The following is a 19,169-nucleotide window of genomic DNA, read 5'->3' on the forward strand; positions in this document are numbered from 1 at the left end:
TAATTTCTTGTCCGAACTGATCTGATCTGTATAATCGTATACGAAATAATAAATCGCACACTCCCCCATTCTTCCACATACCCCGGCCCTACCCTCGGCAACACCGGGTATGTGATTGTGAAGGACCCCTTCTGTGCAGCCTGACACACAGCTCCTTACCGCCCGACGCTCCGCTTTTTTCACACTGCTGGTGACAGAAGCCGCAGAACGCGCCGGGTTTTACGGCATGGAGGCCATTCTGTTGCTGTTCATGGTGCAGCAGCTTGGCATGGCCGATACGGGGGCGGACCTGCTGGTTGGCGCTTTTGCCGCCATGATTTACGCCACCCCGCTTCTGGGCGGGTGGCTGGGAGACCGGGTGTATGGCGCACGCCGCACCGTTGTGCTGGGTGCCATTCTGCTAAGTGCAGGCTATGGGCTTCTTGCACTTTCCACTGTGTACCGCGGGCTTTTTGTCCCGGCTCTGGCTCTGGCCGCGACAGGTAACGGGCTTTTCAAACCCAACGCCGCGCAGCTTATCCGTTGCCTTTATGAAGAGCATCCGCAGGAGCGGGATTCCGCCTTCACACTTTACTATATGGCCGCCAATGTCGGGTCTGCCCTCTCCATGCTGTGCATTCCATGGGTGCGGGATTATGCAGGGTCCTTTACCGCTTTTGGTCTCTGCGTGGCAGGACCGGCCTGTGCTCTGGGCGTTCTGCTCGCCCGTACGCATGCCCTGCGTCACACCGGTTCAGCGCCAGACAAAGCCCCGCTCCTGCCGCGCCCGGCGGTTGCGGGAGCCGCAGCCATTTGTCTGTGCACACTTACCATCATGGAGGTATTATCCAGCGCATCCCTCGCCCGGCTGGCCGTGTTTGGCTGCCTCGCACTGGTGACTATTCTGTGGGGCGCCCTGTATCGTAAGGCGACCTCACGAGAACGGCTTAATCTCGTCACCATGGGGATCATGCTGCTGCAAAGCATTGCGTTCTATTGCTTCTACCAGCAGATGCAGACGTCCCTTACCCTGTTTGCCCTGACTAATGTGGACGGTACGTTCCGCATTCTGGGCCATCCCCTGTTTGCCCTCTCAGCCGCCCAGTTTCAGGCACTGGACCCGATTTTCATCATTCTTCTCAGCCCCCTTCTGGCCAAACTCTACCATGCGCTTGCCAGCCGGAACCGGGATCTCTACCTCCCCACAAAATTCGCTGTGGGATTTGGCTTTGTGGCGCTGGCATTTTTCATCTGGTGGGGTGGCACGCGCCTTGCAGGCTCCGGCCTGACAAGCGCATGGCCTATGCTGGGTGGCTATTTTGCCCTTGCAACGGCTGAATTGCTGATTGGCGGCCTGGGGCTTGCGGTTATTGCGCGTTATGCTCCTGCACGTCTGAATGGCTTGATGGTGGGGGCCTATTACCTCACAGTGGGCGCAGGCATGTATCTGGGCAGTGAAATCGCGAGTTTTGCCACGCCCCCGGCCAATACTGCCCCTCTGCAAAACCACCACTATGAAACACTGTTTGGCACGCTGGGCCTATGCGGCCTTGGGCTGGTGAGCATCGCACTCCTTCTGGCCCGTATGCTTAACCATATGGAAAACCGCCATCAGGCCGTGGCCCAGCGCTTCAGTGTGCGAGCAAACACGGATTGTTCAGCATAACCCAAACGGTAGGAAATCTGCCCTTTAGTGTGTTGCCCTGCCTGTAACAGGCGCTCGGCTTCCGTCCGGCGCACACCATCCACAAGACTGCGGAAACTTTGACCCTCTGCTGACAGCCGCCGCTGTAAAGTCCGCACAGAAACCCCGAGAGCCGAGGCAATCTGAGGTATCGTCATGCAGGGTGTCCCAAGGCGTTCGCGCACCGCACGTGCAACCTGCTCGGCCATACTGGCGGACACAGGTACCTCGGCTTCCATGCGCCGGGCCAGTTCTTCCAGATAATCACGACCCGGACGAGGGCTCAGCTCACGCTGGCGCTCCATTTCTGTACGGTCAAACAAAATCCGAAAATGCTTCTGTCCAAACCGCACCGGGCACCCCAGCACCTCTTCCGCCGCCTGCCATAAGCCGGGCCGCGGCGTGGTGCAGGCAAACTCCGCACAAAGGGGCGTAACCTCTGCCCCCAGAGCTTCTTTGGGAAGGCGTGCCAGATTGGTTAAGGCCCACAACTGGCCTGCTTCAAGAATAGCCTTTGGCACTCTCGGGTCTGGTCGTGCCAGCGTGTAGCGAACTTCCACAGTGCGCGGATGCCTGATGACATGAATGGCAATATCCGGATGTAGCAGCAGGCTATAACGCCCCACCATGCTGTATCCATCCAGCAGACTTTCGCACTGGCAGACCAACGCTCCCACCAGACCAAAATCCTGCGGCCTTGTGTATAGCGCCAGCGCAATGCCTAAACCATGGTCCGCATTATTCCGGTCCAGCAAAACGCCCCAGATCGTAACCATCATCTGCCAGATAGAAAGCCTGTGCTGCTGCCGGGACGCCTCAGCCTGCTCCAGCATCCGCTCCTGCTCTGTACGGGTCAGGCACCCGGCCTGCACGGCTGCTCCCAGAACAGCATCAAGCGGTGTCACCATGAGTCAGCCATCCTTTTAGTCTGGCGTAAAATGTCAAAAAACTGGCGCATTTTGTCAAGCCAACCCTCCTGCGCTCCCTACCTTTCCTGACACGTCACAAATGGAAAGTGCTTTATAATGAATCAGCCTGCACAACCTCTCACCGATACGGGCACGTCCCACTTCTTCAAAAATCAGACCTTCCATTTCCAGACCCTCCGCGCGCTGAATGACATTGCCGCCGGCGGTGCAGACCTGAACGAAGTGCTGATGGCCATCAGTCAGATTACCGATGGAGACAGCAATGGCTGGTATGAGGCCTATTCCGCCCTTGCCACCCGCACGGAAGACCGCATTCCCAGCTGCGCCGACCCGCTGAGCTGCGGCCAGTCCTGGCTCCGGGCGCATAATTACTGGCGCACGGCAGAATTCCTGCTGGCCCCGCAGGACCCGCGCCGCCCTCTGGCATGGGACCGGCAGATTGCCGCCTTTGATAAAGGGCTGGAACTCTCCGGCATTGCCCACGAGCGCTTTACCGTGCCGTATGAAAGCGGGAAGCTCCGCGGCATTTTCTACCCCGGCCCGGACGGCTGGCAGAAAAAGCCACTGATCGTTCTGTGCGGCGGGTATGATTCCACGCTGGAAGAGCTGTATTTCGTCATCGCCAAAGCGGCGTATGATCGTGGCTACGCGGTGCTGACATATGAAGGCCCCGGTCAGGGCGGCGTACTGCGCCAGTATGGGCTGAAGTTTACGCCGGAATGGGAAAAACCGACTGGTGCCGTTCTGGACTATTTTGAAACCACCTACTTCAAGCCAGAAAAAACCGTGCTGATCGGCATGAGCCTTGGCGGCTATTTCGCCCCGCGCGTTGCCGCATTTGATAAGCGTATCAGCGGCGTTGTGGCGTATGATGTTTTCTTTGATGCTGGCAGCATTGCACAACGCTACGCCACGCATGCGGGGAACCCTGAAGCACTGAACAACCCGGACATCAAATGGGCGATCGACAATGCAATGTGGACGCTTGGCGTCTCCTCCATGGAAGACGCCGTTAAAACCCTTTCGGCCTACTCTCTGGCTGGTGTTGCGGGGAACATTACGGCAGATGTGCTGACTCTGGTGGGTGAGCACGATCACTTCATCCCGGCCACGCAAGCGGAAGACTTCAGTAAAGCCTGCATCCGGGCCAAATCGGTTGAAACCGTTGTGTATGATGTCGCGTCAGGCGGCGCGGAACACTGCCAGCTTGGAGCACAAACCCTCTGGCATGCGAGCGTCTTTAGCTGGATGGTTCGTAAATTCTCTTAAAACACATAAAAGGCGGAGGGGGCAGAACACCCTTCCGCCTTTTCCTGTTCCGGTTTAACCGAGCTTAGAAATGCCCTTCCAGACTGGCACCAAAAGCACGAGGCTGGCCAACCTGAGCATATGAGCCAGCCCAGCTACTCCGCGCGTTATAAATAATATGCTCATTAGACAGGTTTTTCGCATAAAAACGCACAGTGTAATATTTGGACGTATAGGCTGCGTGCATGTTGAAGGTAATATAATTCCCTGCTGTAATACCCGTTCCGTTTTCGACCTGAGACGTATAAGCCCCCACCCGATTGACCGTTCCACCGAATGAGAAACCAGACTGGAATTTCTGATCAAACCCCACAGTGAAGGTTGTACTGGGGGCATTGCTGAATTTAGACCTTTTTGCATACGCATACGCTGTCGGGGCTTTTTGAATTTTGGTATCCAGCAATCCGACACCACCATAAATATTCAGTCCCTTTGTCACATGGTACTGCGCTTCCAGCTCCAGCCCCATGCTTCGGCCATCGGGAATATTGACAAAGGTATAATCCAGAAGATCCTGATAATTATGAAAGCTATTATAAAACAGGTTTCCATTAAGGCTGAAACGCCGCCCAAACTGCTCCGTATGGCCTGAAAGCTCGTAAGTCGTTACCGTTTCTTTTTTATACTGATAGTAAAACCCACGATCCCAATCAATTGCGCCACCACCGGGGTTATATCCACGCCGGACAGTAAAGCTCATGCTGTCATGCGGAGAGAAAGTATAAAGCAAGCCACCTTTTGGGAGGAACATTGTCGTCCCGCCATCAAAATTGACGCTTCCCCAGCTCATTCGCACGTTTCGGTTCTGCACTTCCCGTTCCACACGGGCCCCGGCTATCAAACTCAAACCACCCACCAGTGGCACTGTGCCGTCCATATAGATGGCATAGGTCTGCTCCTGATCAGGCCCGTTCACCCCCATATCAGGCGAGGTAATTCTCTGGTCTCTATTGAAGTAGTAGAGACCCAGAACACCATTAATCCAGCCATTTTTAGGCGAATAGACAAATCTCTGCTCTATCGTATTGTTATTCTCGTTCAGGTTGAGTTTGCCACGAGAATTGGAACTGGCAAGCTGATTGGACTGGTTGAAGTTCGCATCATACCAGACGTGGCCGTACAAAAGGCTCGCTGTCAGAGCATCTGAAATTTCATAACTAAATTTGTCACTCAGCGTATCAATAGAGGAGTTTGAAACACGAATATTCATATCCGGGTTATCAAATTTATACTTCCAGAAATCCGGACCTGTTGCCTGATACAGATACTCACCATTCTGCTCTCTGTGAGAGCCCACCATTTCCATTTTAAATCGCGGCAATGCCTTAGGCGTCCAGAGCATTTTGCCTCTAAACGTCGACTGATTAATTTCACTCGGATTATATGGCCATGATTTGCCAGCATATTTAATATAGCTGTTTCCATAAATGCCATTCCCGGAAAGCCTGATGGCCAGCTGATCTTTGACTAAAGGCCCGGAAAGCGTTGCCCCGAAACTCCCTCTGTCCCCCTGGCTTTCATAGCCTGCATGCACGGCCCCGTGCCACGCCCATGTGGGGTCTTTGGTATTCATGGTGATTGCACCCCCAATAGCATTCCGCCCCTGGGTTGTAGCCTGCGGGCCGCGCAGAACCTGCACATCATCAAAGTCCCACAACCCTGAATCTGTATAGCGTTGTCCGCCAAAGGTCTCCGGCAAACCATCAATAATCACGGCTGTCCGCGGTCTGCTGCCAGACATGAGGGTGAAAATCCCTCCCGCAGCGCCCTCGCCGCTCATCCCGCGGATAGCAGGAAGCCCGGCTGCATTCCCCACCATGTTGGGCACCCGGTTCGTCACATCATACAGAGAGCGATATTCATCAGTATCCAGATGCCGCAACACAGTCACCGCACTGTTGGTGTTCTTCAGGCGATCAATAGACTGCCCCACCACAACAATGCGCTCCGTTCCGCCATAGCTGCTTGTGGAACTCCCTTCTGCGCTATGCGGATCGGCCGTTTTTGTCAGCCCGCCCGGTCCCGATGAGGTGGGTGATACTGCGACAATCTGAAATGCGCCGTCCCCAACAGAACGATACGTCAGCCCGGTCCCGGCCAAAATCTTTTGCAGGCCTGCTGCCAGTGTAAACTGACCAGCCACGCCCGCACTGTTCCGATGGTCAAGGCTTTCTGCATCGGCAGTGACCTGCACATGTGCTTGCTGGCTAAAGGCAAGAACGGCGTCCGATAACGCGCCCGGAGCGACATGGAAAACGTGGAGCGGGGCAGATGTCTGGGCTTTGGCCTCCATTCCCTCACACAAGGTCCATACCCCGGCAATCGACAGGCCAAGAACCCCCCGCATCAGACCACGAGCCAGAAAAAGCCGTATAACCATGGGTACCGAAAATCCTTCATGCCACTCAACATCACGGAGCTGCAACTGTCTCGCAGTTGCACACCACTCCTTAGATGCACGAGCGGAGAGATTTTCCTGTCATCAGAGAAAATTTTTATTCACGAGCTATCCCGGCCCGGTGACGAGTGCCAGATCAGGCAACACAGTCTGCACGTTCCCGCCATGCGGCCTGACCGCCAGCCGTAAGGCCTGCATGGGGTCACGGACATTATAAACACCTGTGACGCGCTTTTCTGCCAGTTGCTGATCCAGCACAAAAATATGCCGGTGTGACCATGGGCGGAGTGCCGCCACAAAGTCAGAAACCCGCATAGCCCGCGCCATAAGCAGACCTGTGGCCCATACACCAACCATTTCCGGGTTTTGTTTGCCGGTTTGCGTTGTATGCCCGCTCACCCGCAGCCAGTCTCCGGCATATAAATCCTGACTGGCTCCAAGAGCACCGGGAGCGGCAACACGGCTACTCCCTTCTTTTACAGCCACTGTGGTATGGTTATCCTCCATCGCCACATCAAAGACTGTTCCCAAATCCGTTGCAGTCACAGCACCAGCTTTTACCGTAAAGGGACGCTGTGCATTATGATGGACCGTAAAAAGGCCCTGCCCGCGTAAAAGGCTTACGATACGGGTTGTCTGGGTAAACTGGATGGCAATCGCACTCCGCGGCGCAAGCTGCACAACACTCCCATCACGTAACCGAACCTCTTTTGTCTGGCTATAACCGGTGGAGTAATCAGCCTGAGCCCAGATCATCGCATCCGGTGCAAACACAAACATGCTGACACACGCCAACGCCGCCAGACCGCCAGCCCAACTCTGGAACGCACGCCTCTTCCAGACAGGTTTATGCGCCGCCTGTGCCGCGGGCCTTTCGGCCCGTCGCCGTTCCGGGGCAGCCTGCTGCAAGAGCGTGATTGTCTTATTAACCTCCGCCCATGCCTGAGGGTGGCGCGGGTCTGCCCTTAACCAGACATCGAACTGCTGCAACAGTTCTGGGTTATTCGGGTCGTCCTGCAGTTTTACGTGCCAGAGGGCCGCGGCCCGCGTCGCCGTTGTCTTCTCCATCATCAGGCGAGGACAAAAGCGGCGAAGCGAGCAGAGTGTCCCTGCGACCACACTCCGCCTTTCAGATTGCGAGGCACGTTATTCTCCTGTTGCGCGCGTGTTTGTACAAGCCTCTATGCCATCAGCAATAAGGCTTTGCGCAAACGAGACGGAAATATTTAACTCAGCAGCAATTTCGCGCAGCTTTAAGCCTTCAAAATAATACATTTTAATGGCTGCGGTCTGGCGCGGCGGCATCGCCTCTATCTGATCCAGCAATTTACTGACCTGCCAGCGCGCATCAGCAACCTGCTCAGGCGATGGAGCAAGGTCGGCTATCATACGGCTGGCATTATCAAAATCGGTATCTCTGGTTTTTTCCAGCTTCTGCCGCCGGTAACTAAACCTGAACAGATTGCGCATAATCGTTTTGAAATAATGGACCGGCGCGCTGATCTCTATTTTATTCTGCTGTTCAAACAGCACCCAGGCTTCCTGCACAAGGTCTTCCGCCTGTGCGTGGTCCCCCGTAAGGCGGTTGGCATACACAAGAAACGCTTTACGGTGCTCCTGATACAGTCTCAGCGATAATTTTCTCGTGCTCAACGCGAAATCTCCGACATTGAGCTCCGCTATATGAGAATTATTCTCATATAGCTACAAAAATTTCACCTCGGGATCAGGCAGGGCGCACCTGCCCCACCCTGCGGTTTATTCCATCGGCGGCTGACCGTTAGAGGCAGACGTTCCCCCGTCCACCGGGATCGTCGCCCCCGTGACATATCCAGCCGCGTCGCTCGCCAGAAAGACAATCACACTGGCAATATCTTCCGGCTCGCCAAGGCGACCAAGCGCGGTGCGTTCTATAAACTTCTTCGCTTTGGCCTCGTCTTCCACCAGCTCCTTGCCCATTGCCGTGCGGCTGAGGCCCGGATTGACGGAATTGACGCGAATACCGTGCTTGCCAAGGTCCAGCGCCAGAGACCGCGTCAGGTTCACAACCCCGCCCTTGGCTGCGTTATAAGCCGGGAAATTCCAGTCCCCACCCATGCCGGAAATGGAGGCGACATTGATTATGTTGCCTTTGGTCTTTTTCAGATACGGGATGGCGGCTCGTGCGCAATAAAACGTGCCGCTCAGATCAATATTGATCACGCTCGCCCATGTCTCATCAGTTGTGTCTTCCGGCTGCCCGGGCCGCGCAATCCCCGCATTATTTACCAGCACATCAATCTGACCGAAATGCTCTGCGGCAGCTTTTATGGCCCGGTTAACCGCGGCTGAGTCTGCAATATCACACGCAATAGCCAGGCTCCGGTCTTTGGAAAAATCCCCTGCCACTTTACTCAAATTGCCTTCGTCGGCGTCCAACAGAACCACATTGGCCCCTTCAGCATGAAAGCTCCGCGCAGTCGCCTCCCCAAATCCGGAAGCAGCACCTGTCACAATGACGGTTTTGCCTGAAAAACGCTGCATGAAGATCTCCTTATGTCTGCCGTGCAGTCTCTCTGCACTCAGGCAGTCAAACCGACTGCGGCGGAGGTCGTTCTTTCAGGAAAAGGACATTCCCTGCAAAATCCGCAAAAGTTCATCCATGATGAACTTACGCCAGTTCCCAAAGGCAGGGGCCTCACGATAAATCCTGAGCATCAGGAGACCATGTCCCATGGGCAAAACCCCGAAACTCATTCAGTCCATTGAACGCTCAGCCGCCATTCTGGAAATTATCGCCCAGGAAGGAGGCAGCGCACGCCTGCAACAAATTGCCAGCATCTCCGGCATTGGGAAAACGACCGTCCACAATATTCTCCAGACCCTCGACCATCTGGGCTATGTGCAGCGTCGCACCGGGGATATGCGCTATCATCTGGGTGGACGCATCCTCAATCTGGCCCGGATTACCGGGGATGATAATGCTCTGCGCGCCCGCCTGCGACCTGCCCTTGATGCCATTGCGGAAGAGAGCGGTGCCACCGTCTGGCTGGCCGTTCCCAGCGGGGATGAGGCCGCCTATCTGGATATTGTCAATCTGCCAGACCCGGACCTGATGCGCAGCATCCCAAGCCGGGAAAAGCTGGAAGGGTCCGCCGTGGGGCTGGTTTTTCTGGCCTTTGTGCCCGGCCTTGGCAAACGGGTGCTGACAACCCGCGCCAATGCTCTGAACAGTGACATTCTGGCGCAGATTGAAACCGTGCGCATCAAGGGCTTTGCGCTGGATCTGCAAGGCTACCATCCGGGCGTGAACGGCGTTGCCATTCCCTGGCGGGATAATGGTGAAGTCCGCGCCAGTGTCTGCCTGACCGGCCCTGCCAGCAAGCTTCCGCCACACCGGCTCAGCCGTCTGGCCTGGATGATGATGAAGCATGTCGAACGCACGGATATCCAGAGCTGCTGAACAAATAATCTTTCCCTTGCGTCCCTCATTCCCTTATTGAGCAGCGCAGCTACTCTGCGCCTTTTTCTCAGGAAAGCGATTGTCTAAACCATGAAGTCTTCTACCGCGACCGCCATGATCACTGCTGCTCTGGCTGAAGCAGAGCGCATGAATGTCTCCGTCTGCATTTCTATTGTGGATGCCGCAGCCTGGCCCGTCGCTTTTATGCGCATGGAAGGCACCATTCTGGGGGCGATTGATATCGCTAACAAAAAGGCCCGTACCGCTGCACTGTTCCAGATGGACAGCGCCGATTTTGCAGAAATTGCCCATCCCAACGCCCATGCCTACACGCTGGAAAACACCAATGGCGGCCTGATAAGCTTTGGCGGCGGCCTTGTGCTGAAGGATGCCACTGGCAGCGTAGTGGGTGCCATTGGCGTGTCCGGCGCCAGCACTGCGGATGATATTGCCATTGCCACCGTTGCCTCTCGCGTTTTGACCGCCTGACCCTCTTTTTTAGCCGAGACCCTGCATGACATCAGAAACCGTGCCGCCTGAGAGCGGTCTTACTGTCGTTCCACCGCCCCATGGCAGAACCGCAGCTCTTCTTACTCTCACATTCGGCACGTTTGTTGTCGGCACCGGTGAGTTCGCCATTATGGGCATGCTCCCGGAATTTGCGCAGTCGCTCAACCTGTCTCTGGCGGATGCCGGTTATGCCATTACCGCGTACGCGCTGGGGGTGGTGATCGGCGCGCCGCTTATCACCATCCTCGGGGCGCGGCTGTCCCGGCGGGAGCTGCTGCTTGTTCTGCTGATCATGTTCTGCCTTGGCAATTTCCTGAGCATTGTCATGCCCACACCGGGGCTGGTTGAAGTCGCACGCTTTCTGACAGGCCTGCCGCATGGTGCGCTCTTCGGCATTTCCGCCCTTGTGGCGGCCTCCATGGTGGAACGCTCCCGCCGTGGCTGGGCTGTGGGCCGCGTGCTGTCCGGCATTGCCATTTCCACCCTGATTGGCGCGCCATTTTCCACCTTTGCGGCGGACCATTTCGGCTGGCGCATTGCTTACCTGATTATCGGCCTGTTTGGCGTTCTGACCTTTCTGGGCGTCCTGCGCTATATTCCGGCAGACAAACCCAACCGCAAGAACTCCCCGCTTAAGGAAATCACCGCTCTGGGCAACATGCAGGTTATGCTCACCCTGCTAACCGCCGCAGTGGGTTTTGGCGGGATGTTTGGCGTCTACACGTACCTTACCAGTGTTCTGCAAAACGTGACCCACGTGCCGGAATGGCAGACCATGATCTATATGGTCATCTGGGGTGCCGGCATGCTGGTCGGGGCGAATGCCGGAGCCTGGCTGGTGGACCGCAATATCAATCTGGCCGCCATCATTGCCCTTGCAGGCAGTGCGGTCATCATGTTCGCCTTTTCCACAGTGCTGCACAACAATTTCGCTCTGATGCTCATCGTCTTCCTGATCCCAACCTTTGTGAACGGTCTTGGCCCGGCTCTTCAGACCCGGCTGATGGATTTTGCAGGCGATGCCCAGACACTTGCGGCCTCCCTCAACCATTCAGCCTTCAACATCGCCAACGCACTGGGCGCCTCTCTGGGCAGTGTGCTGCTGGCACACCAGTTCGGGTATGGGTCACTTGGTGTCGGCGGGGCGCTGCTCTCCATCGGTGGCCTGCTGGTCTATCTGCTGGCGCTGCTTCTGCTGAAGAAAAGCGGTCAGCAGGAAGAACGCGGTTCCCTTACCTGAGACCAGCATTCTGCCCCCTGAAAAATCCCCCTTCCCTGCCTCCTGAGCAGGAAGGGGGTCTTCGGCTTTTCCTGTGTCCGGACAAAGCCTTAGGAAGCGCCTCGCTCATAAAGCGCGTTGTTTATGCAACAGATATGAGCAAAAACTGCCTAAAAATGTCACAAAAACATCACACCCCTCTGTGAAGCCTTTGCATATCTGGAGGTTCAACGGCTAAGAGACCGCTTCTCTTTGACCCGCATCACCCTCCGGAGTGCTGACCGCAAGTGCGCACCAAACATCTGCTTCTGTCCTCTATTGCACTGTTTGCCATAGAACGCCCGGCTCTGGCCGCTGAAACCACCCCGCAGCACAAGCATGCACCGCGCCATGCACAGCCGGTTTCCGCCCACAAGCCCGCAGCAGCACAGACCGCTCCGAAAACCGCAACCAAAGCCCCCGCCAGCCGCCACAGCAAACCGGCTGATCTGGAATCGCGCGGCACGGAAAGTGTGTCCGTCACAGGCCGCCAGCTCACCGGGCGTGATGCGGAGCAGGCTGTTACCAAAGCCATCATGCGTCAGTTTGTACCGGGCACCAGCCCATACAAGATGCTGGACCGGATGCCGGGTGTAAGCTTCTCCTCCACAGACCCGTTCGGCATCGACAGCTTTGGTGCCAACCTTTACGTGCGTGGGTTCTTCATGAACCAGCTGGGTGTGACGGTGGATGGCGTGCCGCTGAATGACCAGACCTACCAGTCCATCAACGGGATGAGCCTCGCCTCCTCCATCATCCCGGATGATATCCAGTCCATGCGTATGTCACAGGGCGCCGGGTCGGTTGAGCTTCCGTCCACCAATACGCTGGGCGGCACCATTCAGATCGGCTCGTCTGATCCGTCCGAAAAGCGCGGTGGCAAGATCAGCCAGTCTTTTGGCAGCTACAATTCCTACCGCACCTATGTGCGGCTGGATTCAGGCAAGCTGAATGATACCGGAACCCGCTTTTACACATCCTACGCCCGCACGGATGAAGGCATGTGGATGGGTAAGGGGGACCAGTTCATGCAGCAGGTCGATGCCAAACTGGTGCAGCCCATTGGCAACCGCAGCCGCATGTCCGCCTTCTTCAACTGGTCCACTCTGGCCCAGTGGAACTATCCGGATACGTCCATCGGCATCCTGAAAAACCTCGGCTGGCGCACGCCGCACCTGTATCCTAACTACGGGCTGGCTTACGGCATTGCCAATGGCACCCGCCCCGTCCCGCCGGGCTACAACAATGTGCCGGGCATTGATGGTGCAGACATCGCCATGTACGACGGCGGGCAGTCTGAAACAAACTTCATGGGCGGTCTGCATTTTGACCTCGCCCTGACAGACCGCCTCACATGGAACACCACAGTCTACGGCCACAGCCAGACCGGCTATTACAGCTACACGGATTCAGAAGACCCCTCCCCCAACGGCGCGCCGTTCTCGGAAGAAGTCTGGCAGAACCGGCAGGAACGCTACGGGATTGATACCAGCCTGCGCTATAAATGGGGCCGCCACACGATTGAAGGCGGCGTATGGTATGAAAACAACAACCAGCAGGCGGGCCTGTTCAATTATCAGGAGCCTTTGCTTGGCGAGGGTGCGCCACTCAAGGCCGTCGGGCCTTATAACGTGTATGGCCGCGCTTTTATGCAGGGCTATAACTTCCAGTGGACCACCAATGTCATGCAGTTCCATTTGCAGGACAGTGTGCAGCTGACACCGGGACTGGTGCTGCATGCCGGGTTTAAATCCATGGTGGCAACAACCGCTGGTGGTGCAAACTACAATAATGCCGACTGGACGGGCGCAGATGCCCTGCCCAATGGCTCCATGACGGCCTCTCAGGCCTTCCTGCCGCACATCAATCTGGACTGGCACCTCAACGACCACCATGAGTTCTACGTGGATGTTGCCGAGAACATGCGGGCTTATGAAGTCTCCGCCTTTGGCGTGGGCAACTCCATTTACTCCGTGCAGGATCAGGCTACCTTTCAGGCGCAGAAAAAGGCAGCCGAGCCGTCCAAGGCGTGGGTTTATCTGGGTGGCTATCGCTATACCTCACGCTATCTGCAAGCGAATGCAACCATCTATCATGCCAGCCTGATCCACCCGCTTCTGGCGGCGGCCGTGGGTTCTCTGACCAACCCGGTCTCTCAGGTGATCGACTTCGGCCACATCTCCATGACGGGTGCGAACGGGGCCATCACCCTCACCCCTATCCCCGGCCTGAATTTTACGAACACCCTGAGCTACAACAAGGGCACGTATGACCGGAATGTGGACACGGTCGGCGGGTATTACGCTCTCTCCGGCAAAAACATCGTCAACTATCCGGCGTGGATGTATAAAACGGCTCTCTCCTACACGTGGAAAGGGGCGACTGCGCATTTTGACGCCAACTATTTCGGCCGCCGCTACTACAGCTTCATGAACGACACGTCTGTGCCGGGTTACTGGGTCGCCAATGCGGGTCTTGAATACCGCTTTGGGGACATGAGTGTTCTGAAAAACGTCACTGCCAGCTTCAATGTCTATAACCTGTTTAACAACAAATACATTTCCATGATGGGCCAGAATGATAACCCCGCTGTGGGGGATTATCAGTCCATGGAACGCGGGGCTGTGCGCGAATTTTTTGGCACTGTCAGCACGTCTTTCTAAAGAATGTGAGGGGAGCATACCTCCCCTCACATCCAGAAAAAACTGTCATAAATCTATCATTTTTCATTCATCGTATTGCGCGTTCATTTTTTGTAAAGAAACGCACGATCACTCACCGATGGATGCGCAATGTCCCAGACAGTCATGAATTCTTCAGAGGCACCTGTGCAACCCACGCGCCCGAATATGGACGTGGGCAACAAGCCTCTCCACGTCATCATCTTTTTCGCCGTTCTGATTGGCGCTCTGGGCTTTGCAGCCTTCAGCATCCTGCAGGACATGCACTCCGCAGGAGAAGGCCCGCTGGCCGTTGGCACGTTTGTGCTGCTTGGCATTGCGCTGGTTATTGCTCTGGGGTTTGAATTTGTAAACGGCTTTCACGATACCGCTAACGCCGTTGCCACCGTTATCTACACCCGCAGCCTGCCACCACTTGTCGCGGTCATCTGGTCCGGGTTCTGGAATTTTCTGGGCGTTGCGTTCTCCACCGGTGCCGTGGCTTACAGCATTGTGACGCTGCTGCCGGTTGAGCTGATCCTGCAGGCAGGCAGCACCGCTGGCTACGCCATGATCTTTGCCCTGCTGATTGCCGCTATTGTCTGGAACCTTGCCACCTGGGCCTTTGGTATTCCCAACAGTTCATCCCACGCACTGGTTGGCTCCATTATGGGTGTGGGTCTGGCCAATCAGATCCTCGCACCTGCGGGTGCCGCCACGCAGGGCGTGGACTGGGGCCAGGTTCAGAAGGTGTTTTCTGCTCTGCTGTTCAGCCCGGCCTGTGGCTTTATCATGGCGGCTCTCCTGCTGTTTGTCATGAAGCTGCTGATCAGAAACAAAGCGCTCTACCGCGCACCGGAAGGCGATACGCCCCCGCCGCTGTGGATCCGCGCTCTGCTCGTTTTTACCTGCACCGGTGTGTCCTTCTCCCACGGTGGGAATGATGGCCAGAAAGGCATGGGCCTGATCATGCTCATTCTGATTGGTGCCGCCCCTACGGCTTACGCACTGAACCGCGCCATGCCGGAAAGCGCGATGCCAGCCTTTATTGAATCCGCAGCCCATGCGCAGCAGATTTTCGCCAGCCACGGCACGGGCACCCCGGCTGATCTGACGGAACAGCAGGCGCGTGACATCGTTGGGTCCGCCCTGCGCGCCAAATCCGTCGCCGCCCCGGAAACGTTTGGCGCTCTGGCTGTTCTGAGCACCGACATCTCCAGTTCCGTCAAAACCTACGGCTCCATGAAAGCCGTTCCGGCTGCTGCCGTGCCGAACGTCCGTACAGACATGTATCTGGTTGCAGACGCCATCCGCGTGATGGGTGATGCCGACGGCTTTGGCGCTGAAGATAAAAAATCTCTCAAATCCTTCCAGAGCGCTCTTTACAGCGGCACACGCTTTATCCCTCTCTGGGTAAAAATCTCTGTTGCCATCGCGCTTGGCCTTGGCACCATGGTGGGCTGGAAACGCATTGTGGTCACAGTGGGTGAAAAAATCGGCAAGACGCACATGACCTACGCAGAAGGCGCATCTGCTGAAATCGTCGCCATGACAACCATCGGTCTGGCTGAACGCTATGGTCTGCCTGTCTCCACCACCCACATTCTGTCCAGCGGTGTTGCTGGCACCATGTGGTCCAATGGCTCAGGCTTGCAGCTCTCCACGCTCCGCTCCATGGCGCTGGCATGGGTCACCACCCTCCCCGCTGCTATGGCGATCTCCGGCTTCCTCTATATTCTGTTCCGCCAGATCTTCTGATCACAGACACTTCTCCGGCCCGTTCACTGGAGCGGGCAACCGGAGAAGGGACAGACCCCACACGTAAAAGAGGCGTCCTACCCTTTGGTAAGACGCCTCTTTTGCATTGAAACTTTGCCAGCACCAGCACAACCACTCGCGCCACAAAGCATCAGGACTACCTATTAGAGGAACCTGAGAACACTCAGATAGATTTCGCGCTCTTCATCTGTTGGTTCCACACGTACCCGCACCCGGCTTTCCGGCGTGCTGATAATGGCGTCATGGCGCTGGTTGGCGGCGTCATCCAGCGTGACACCAGCCCAGCTCAAAGCCTTACAGACCTCCTGCCGCAACGCCGCATCATGCTGGCCAATGCCCGCGGTAAAGACCAGTCCATCCAGACCACCCATCACCGCCGTCAGTGCCCCGATTTCCTGACGGATACGATACACAAACAGGCTCAGCGCTTCCGCAATCTGTAAGCTCTGTGCCGAGGTTGCATCCTTTGCCAGCATCTCCCGCAGCACCCGCATGTCCGGCGAGACACCTGACACACCCAGCAGACCGGACTCATGGTAAAGCGTTTGCACCAGCGTCCGCCAGTCGGCCTTTTCTTCCTGCACCATGTAGAGCAGAACGCCCGGATCAATCGCACCGCAACGCGTGCCCATCATCAGGCCATCCAGAGCAGAAAAGCCCATCGTGGTTTCAAGGCTTTTTCCATCCTTCAAGGCGCACAGGCTGGCCCCGCTCCCCAGATGAGCGATGATGGTCCGCCCCGTTGCAAGTTCCGGGTCAATCTGCGCAAGGCGCTGGGCGATGTAGCTGTAGGAAATGCCGTGAAACCCATAGCGCACCACGCCCCGCTCCTCATACCGGCGCGGCAGAGGCAGAAGCCGCGCTACTTTGGGAATGGTGCTGTGGAAGGTCGTATCAAAACACGCAACCTGCAAAAGGTCGGGCCGTCGTTGCGCAATGGCTTTAGCGGGAGCCAGCGTCGCCTGCTGATGCAGCGGGTCAAATGGGGTCAGCTGGTCCAGCTTGTTCAAAACATCTGGCGTGATTTTCACAGGTTCCAGAAAATCGGCCCCACCATGCACAACCCGGTGCCCTGCGGCCACAACCCGGCCCTTCTGGGCAAATTGCTCCAGCCAGTGGAACAGGTGGTCAAAAATCTCCAGCCCCGTTTCTGGCCACTCTTCCTGCGCCAGAACAGCGCCATCATGATTTTTGGCATGAAAGCGCGCTCCCTTGGGGTTCTGTTCAATTTCCCCGTTGAGCAGAACAGTCGCTTTCTGGCTGTCGGCCTTGTCGTAAACGGTAAACTTCAGACTGGAAGAGCCACTGTTAAAAACAATAATGACATCCTGCATTGGTCCGTCCTTCTTCATGGCTCTTCTTGTGCTTTTATCAACCTCACGCTGCAGGAGCGCTTTCGGGGTGCAGATGCCGCGCATACAGTGCGCCCACGGCAATGGACGCCAGCCGCGCCTGCACACTATCCGCCCGGCTGGTCAGCAGTACCGGCACACTGGCCCCCAGCACCACACCGGCTGAATCCGCGCCAGCCAGAAAGATCATATTCTTGGCCAGCATGTTGCCTGCTTCCAGATCGGGTGTCACAAGAATTTGCGCCCGCCCCGCCACAGGTGAGACAATACCCTTGATTTTGGCGGCCTCTGTGCTCACGGCATTATCCATGGCCAGCGGTCCATCCAGAATACCGCCTTGAATCTGCCCGCGCTCCGCCATTTTACACAGCGCGGCGGCATCCACCGTGCCGGGAATTTTGGGGTTCACGGTTTCCACGGCAGACAGCAGCGCCACACGCGGCTCCCCGAGCCCAAGGCCCCGATGCAGATCAATCGCGTTCTGCACAATATCGCGCTTGATGGTGAGGTCCGGGAAGATGTTGATAGCGGCATCCGTCACAAAAATAAGGTCATCATAAGCAGGCACTGCGAGCAGAAAGACATGGCTCACCCGCCGGGCCGTGCGCAACCCACTCTCTGGTGAGACGACGGCATGCATTAACACATCTGTGTGCAGGCTGCCTTTCATCAGGGCGTGCACTTGCCCGGATCTGACAAGTGCGACAGCCTGTGCCGCAGCCTCCTGCGGGGTGGCGACATCCACAATGGTTGTGCCCCCCAGATCAATCCCGCACCCCTGCGCGACTTCAGCAATCAGGGCACGAGGGCCAATCAGAACGGGTTCCAGAATATTCTGTTTCGCGGCATCCATGGCACCTTCCAGCGCATGCGGCTCACACGGCCAGACAATGCCAATACTCACCTTGCCGGGGAGCTGTCTGGCCCGCTCAATCAGATTTTCAAAAGCCTGATGGCTTTTAGGGCCGGAAGCTGCGGGCATATCGAGACTCTCCTGCACGTACTGCTGCGCAGACGCCACCGGAGCCGCAGAGGAGGAAGGCATGGTCTGATTTTTCTGTTGAAGCATAATGACGTTACTGCCCAAAAGCCGGAGTGGAAGACAAAATACGCCGATACTGGTCCCGCAGGAACGTCTCGGCAGCCTGCGCCGTGCCGTGGGCCGCCAGCTGCCCTTTAAAGGCCGCAACACTCTCCACGGAGCGCGCTTCCATCCACGCCTGCATCTCCGCCAGCATGGTGGAAAGGAAACCCGAGCCATGCCGCAGCAAAGCAGAGGTGACCATCGCCACATCCGCCCCCGCCAGCAGACAGCGCACCACATCCTCACCCGAATTGACGCCGCCTGAAACAGCAAAGCTGGTCTGGAGCCGGCGGGACAGCAGCCCCGTCCAGATCAGCGGCAGGCGCAGTTCATAGGATGTGCTGAGTTGCGCATCTGCTTCCGGTGCTACGGGATGCAGGTCGAGCCCCGGCTCATAAAACCGGTTGAACAGCACCAGCCCGGCAGCTCCGGCTTCCACCAGTCGCTTAGCCATATTGCCCGGCGCGCTGAAAAACGGCGGCAGCTTGATGCTGACAGGAATGCTGACTTCGGCCTTTACCGCCCTGAGGATGGCAATAAACCGCTCTTCCACCTCAGTCCCTGTCTCATCCGGGTCAGCCGCAATATGCCAGAAGTTCAGCTCAATAGCAGCAGCACCGGCCTGCTCCAGCTTGCGGGCAAAATGCACCCAGCCCGCCTGCGTGCAGCCATTCAGGCTGGCAATAACCGGCACCCCGGCCCGCTCCGCCGCACGCCGCAGAACGGACAGCCGTCCATCCAACACAGTAGCCTGCGGCACGGCGGGAAAAAACCCCCCATTAACGT

15 protein-coding genes are annotated in these 19,169 nt (G+C 56.8%); 7 read left to right on the top strand and 8 right to left on the bottom strand.

Annotation, left to right across the window (positions count from 1 at the left end; translation table 11 throughout):
• Window positions 1–133 precede the first annotated feature (133 nt).
• The gene (locus HK23_RS12385) at window positions 134–1,645 is read left to right on the top strand and encodes a peptide MFS transporter (protein WP_086654193.1); all 1,512 of its coding nucleotides are present in this window, start codon (window positions 134–136) and stop codon (window positions 1,643–1,645) included.
• On the opposite strand, the gene HK23_RS12390 is transcribed toward HK23_RS12385, so the two are convergent.
• Window positions 1,591–2,571 (bottom strand): AraC family transcriptional regulator, encoded by a 981-nt coding sequence (locus HK23_RS12390; protein WP_086654194.1) that lies wholly within the window; start codon window positions 2,569–2,571, stop codon window positions 1,591–1,593. The genes HK23_RS12385 and HK23_RS12390 overlap by 55 nt on opposite strands.
• A gap of 117 nt (window positions 2,572–2,688) precedes the next feature.
• On the opposite strand from HK23_RS12390, the gene HK23_RS12395 reads away from it, so the two are divergent.
• A complete protein-coding gene (locus HK23_RS12395; RefSeq protein WP_086654195.1) occupies window positions 2,689–3,861 on the top strand; it encodes an alpha/beta hydrolase family protein in 1,173 nt (390 codons plus the stop codon).
• A gap of 64 nt (window positions 3,862–3,925) precedes the next feature.
• On the opposite strand, the gene HK23_RS12400 is transcribed toward HK23_RS12395, so the two are convergent.
• The 4 genes from HK23_RS12400 to budC all read right to left on the bottom strand — a co-directional run bounded on the left by HK23_RS12400 (window position 3,926) and on the right by budC (window position 8,821).
• Window positions 3,926–6,280, bottom strand: a complete 2,355-nt coding sequence (locus HK23_RS12400) for a TonB-dependent receptor (protein ID WP_086654196.1) — start codon at window positions 6,278–6,280, stop codon at window positions 3,926–3,928.
• A 126-nt stretch (window positions 6,281–6,406) separates the two neighbouring features.
• Entirely contained in the window at window positions 6,407–7,369 is a 963-nt protein-coding gene (locus tag HK23_RS12405) for a FecR family protein (protein WP_143217562.1), read from the bottom strand.
• A 75-nt stretch (window positions 7,370–7,444) separates the two neighbouring features.
• A complete protein-coding gene (locus HK23_RS12410) occupies window positions 7,445–7,951 on the bottom strand; it encodes an RNA polymerase sigma factor (RefSeq protein ID WP_256940191.1) in 507 nt (168 codons plus the stop codon).
• A gap of 105 nt (window positions 7,952–8,056) precedes the next feature.
• Window positions 8,057–8,821, bottom strand: coding sequence for a meso-2,3-butanediol dehydrogenase (gene budC, locus HK23_RS12415; RefSeq protein WP_086654198.1), 765 nt, complete (start codon window positions 8,819–8,821; stop codon window positions 8,057–8,059).
• Between the two features lie 190 nt (window positions 8,822–9,011).
• Between budC and HK23_RS12420 the strand changes: the two genes are divergently transcribed.
• The 5 genes from HK23_RS12420 to HK23_RS12440 all read left to right on the top strand — a co-directional run bounded on the left by HK23_RS12420 (window position 9,012) and on the right by HK23_RS12440 (window position 15,926).
• On the top strand, window positions 9,012–9,740 hold the full coding sequence (locus HK23_RS12420) for an IclR family transcriptional regulator (RefSeq protein WP_086654199.1): 729 nt from the start codon (window positions 9,012–9,014) through the stop codon (window positions 9,738–9,740).
• 90 nt (window positions 9,741–9,830) lie between these two features.
• Window positions 9,831–10,229: a GlcG/HbpS family heme-binding protein gene (locus HK23_RS12425; protein WP_086654200.1), complete on the top strand. Its 399-nt coding sequence runs from the start codon at window positions 9,831–9,833 to the stop codon at window positions 10,227–10,229.
• Between the two features lie 25 nt (window positions 10,230–10,254).
• Complete coding sequence (locus tag HK23_RS12430) at window positions 10,255–11,490, top strand: MFS transporter (RefSeq protein WP_086654201.1); 1,236 nt, start codon at window positions 10,255–10,257, stop codon at window positions 11,488–11,490.
• 266 nt (window positions 11,491–11,756) lie between these two features.
• A complete protein-coding gene (locus HK23_RS12435; RefSeq protein ID WP_086654202.1) occupies window positions 11,757–14,171 on the top strand; it encodes a TonB-dependent receptor in 2,415 nt (804 codons plus the stop codon).
• 129 nt (window positions 14,172–14,300) lie between these two features.
• Window positions 14,301–15,926 carry an inorganic phosphate transporter gene (locus HK23_RS12440; RefSeq protein ID WP_063908860.1) on the top strand — a complete coding sequence of 542 codons (1,626 nt, stop codon included), beginning with the start codon at window positions 14,301–14,303 and terminating at the stop codon, window positions 15,924–15,926.
• Between the two features lie 164 nt (window positions 15,927–16,090).
• Here the strand turns inward: HK23_RS12440 and HK23_RS12445 are convergent, their stop codons facing one another.
• The 3 genes from HK23_RS12445 to HK23_RS12455 form a co-directional block, all read right to left on the bottom strand.
• Entirely contained in the window at window positions 16,091–17,281 is a 1,191-nt protein-coding gene (locus HK23_RS12445) for an acetate/propionate family kinase (RefSeq protein ID WP_086654218.1), read from the bottom strand.
• A 43-nt stretch (window positions 17,282–17,324) separates the two neighbouring features.
• Complete coding sequence (locus tag HK23_RS12450) at window positions 17,325–18,368, bottom strand: bifunctional enoyl-CoA hydratase/phosphate acetyltransferase (protein ID WP_086654203.1); 1,044 nt, start codon at window positions 18,366–18,368, stop codon at window positions 17,325–17,327.
• Between the two features lie 7 nt (window positions 18,369–18,375).
• On the bottom strand, window positions 18,376–19,169 hold a 794-nt coding region (locus tag HK23_RS12455), incomplete at its 5' end, for a beta/alpha barrel domain-containing protein (protein WP_143217563.1).

The organism is Acetobacter malorum (assembly GCF_002153605.1).
Classification (GTDB): domain Bacteria; phylum Pseudomonadota; class Alphaproteobacteria; order Acetobacterales; family Acetobacteraceae; genus Acetobacter; species Acetobacter malorum_A.